General features: G+C 68.4%; 5 protein-coding genes. 3 read left to right on the plus strand and 2 right to left on the minus strand.

Annotated elements, in window-relative coordinates:
* Positions 1-195 (plus strand): helix-turn-helix domain-containing protein (locus tag AC27VN_RS38860; RefSeq protein WP_490880118.1); only part of this gene is annotated, 195 nt, incomplete at its 5' end.
* 59 nt (positions 196-254) lie between these two features.
* Here AC27VN_RS38860 and AC27VN_RS38865 read toward each other — a convergent pair.
* Together AC27VN_RS38865 and xth are read right to left on the minus strand one after the other, a co-directional pair.
* Positions 255-806, minus strand: coding sequence for a hypothetical protein (locus AC27VN_RS38865; RefSeq protein ID WP_490880119.1), 552 nt, complete (start codon positions 804-806; stop codon positions 255-257).
* Complete coding sequence (gene xth, locus AC27VN_RS38870; RefSeq protein ID WP_057589626.1) at positions 799-1584, minus strand: exodeoxyribonuclease III; 786 nt, start codon at positions 1582-1584, stop codon at positions 799-801. Before xth ends, AC27VN_RS38865 begins: the two co-directional genes overlap by 8 nt.
* Before the next feature lie 166 nt (positions 1585-1750).
* Between xth and AC27VN_RS38875 the strand changes: the two genes are divergently transcribed.
* Both AC27VN_RS38875 and AC27VN_RS38880 read left to right on the plus strand, forming a co-directional pair.
* Positions 1751-2287 carry a sigma-70 family RNA polymerase sigma factor gene (locus AC27VN_RS38875; protein ID WP_490880120.1) on the plus strand — a complete coding sequence of 179 codons (537 nt, stop codon included), beginning with the start codon at positions 1751-1753 and terminating at the stop codon, positions 2285-2287.
* Positions 2284-2463, plus strand: a 180-nt coding sequence (locus AC27VN_RS38880) for a FecR/PupR family sigma factor regulator (RefSeq protein ID WP_490880121.1), incomplete at its 3' end; no start/stop codon positions are given. The genes AC27VN_RS38875 and AC27VN_RS38880, both read left to right, overlap by 4 nt.

Consider the following 2463-nt stretch of genomic DNA (forward strand, 5'->3'; position numbering starts at 1 on the left):
CTCGAGGCCGAGGCCCAGGCGCTGCTCGCGGCCGGGCGCACCGACGTGTGGGACGTGTTGTCGCGCCGCTTCGAATCGCGCCTGATCCTCACGGCGCTGTCGAGCACGCGCGGACGCCGCATCGAGGCCGCGCAGAAGCTCGGCATCGGCCGCAACACCATCACGCGCAAGATCCAGGAACTCGGCATCGAGTGATGCCCGGCGAGCCCGCGGCCTCGGCGCCGCGCGGCTCGTCTTCTTTCCTGCCAGAAGACTCAGCGGCTGCGCTGTCCCTGCGTCAGCGAATCGAGCTGGAACTTCCCGCTCTTGTCCCAGAGCCAGGTGTCGATGTAGGTGTGGCCGCCCAGCTTGCCCGGGCTGGGCAGCGGCGAGGCCGCCTTGATCAGCTCCTCGATCATCGGTGGTACCTCGGGCGCATGGCTCGGTATGCGGCTGAAGGTCACGCCCGTGACCTTGCCGTTCGCGTCGATGTCCGTCTCGACCACCACCACCGCGTAGACCAGCGGCGGGATCTTGCCCTTGTAGATGCGCTGCGCGTACTTCGTGTAGATGTGGCGCGCGCCGATCTTGCGGTAGGCCCGCACCACGGGCGTCTGCGTCGTGATGAGGCGCACCGTGGGCACGTCGGACTTCGCGGGCGGGCCGTCGTCGGGTGCAGTGGCGGTGGTGCCGGGGCTCGCGGGACTCTCGCCGCCGCTCGCGGGCTTCTTGTCGAACACGCCGCAGGCCGCGAGCGACAGTGCCAGCGCGGCCGTGGCCACGGCCTTGGCGATCGCCGCGACGCGGCGCTTTCCGGCCTCAGCCACCGAGGTCCACGTCGAGCACCACCGGCGCATGGTCGCTGGGCTTTTCCCATTTGCGCGGCACGCGGTCGATCACGCAGCCCCTGACCTGCGGCTTGAGCGCGTCGCTCACCAGCACGTGGTCGATGCGCAGCCCGCGGTTCTTCTGGTAGCCGAGCATGCGGTAGTCCCACCACGAGTAGCTCTTCTCGGGCTGCTCGAACATCCGGAAGCTGTCGGTCAGGCCCAGGCCGAGCAACTGCTTGAAGTGGTCGCGCTCCTCGGTCGTGTGGTGGATGGTTTCCTTCAGGCCCACCGGGTCGAAGCTGTCGCGGTCCTCGGGCGTGATGTTGAAGTCGCCCAGCAGCACCAGGTTCGGATTCGCGGCCAGTTCGGCACGCAGCCACTCGCGCAGCGCGTCCAGCCATTTCATCTTGTAGGCGAACTTGTCGGAGCCCGGCGCCTGGCCGTTCACGAAGTAGCCGTTGACCACGCGCACCGGCCCGCGCGGCGTGTCGATGGTGGCGGCGATCACGCGCGACTGGTCGTCGGTGAAGCCGCCGATGTTCTTCACCACGTCGCGCACCGGCGCGAGGCTCAGGATCGCGACCCCGTTGTAGGTCTTCTGCCCGAACACCGCCGCGTCATAGCCGGCCGACTTGAGGATCTCGAGCGGGAACTTGTCGTCGCTCATCTTGAGTTCCTGCAGGCACAGCACGTCGACCGGGTTGGCAATCAGCCAGTCGAGCACGTGCTGCAGGCGGGCGGTGAGGGAGTTGACGTTCCAGGTGGCGATCTTCATGGGGTGGGTGAGTTGTCGTTGCTCGACAACTGCTGGAGTGTGGGGTGGGCCTTGCGGCTGGCGTGTCCGTGGTTATACCGAAACGCGCGGGCGCCATCGCTCGATCGACTAAGATGAGAACCATTCGTATTCATGAGGCCGCGATCCCCGCACGCCGTTCGGAAGAATGAACGCCGATTCCGCCCTTCACCCGCACCCCCATGCACATGTCCATGCCCTCTACCGCGGCCACCACGGCTGGCTGCTGGGCTGGCTGCGCGGCAGGCTGTGCAATTCCTTCGATGCCGCGGACCTGGCGCAGGACACCTTCCTTCGCATCCTCGCCGCCCCTGACCATACGCCCGAGAAGCAGGGCGACTGGCAGCTGCGCGAGCCGCGTGCCTACCTGACGGTCGTCGCGAAGCGCCTGCTCGCGAACCTGTACCGGCGGCGCTCGCTCGAGCAGGCCTACCTCGACGCACTGGGCGCGATGCCCGAGCCGCTGGCGCCGTCGCCGGAGCAGCAGGCGATCATTCTCGAAACGCTGCAGGAGATCGACGCGATGCTCGACGGCCTCGCGCCGCCGGTGCGGCAGGCCTTCCTGATGGCGCAGCTCGAAGGGCTGGGTTATGCAGAGATCGCGGCGCGGCTGGGCGTGAGCGAGCGCACGGTGAAGCGCTACATGGCCGAGGCGATGGCGCACTGCATCCTGCTGGCCGTATGAGCGCTGCGAGCGCGCAGCGCGTGGTGGTCGACAAGGCCGTCGCCACGCAGGCCGCCCAGGGCTTCCTGCTGCTGCAGTCGGGCGAGGCCACGGCCGCCGACCGCATGCGCTGGACGCAATGGCGCGCGGCCGATCCGGCCCATGAGGACGCCTGGCAACGCGCCGAGCAGGTGAGC

The organism is Variovorax sp. 20P10.2.4 (assembly GCF_058244205.1).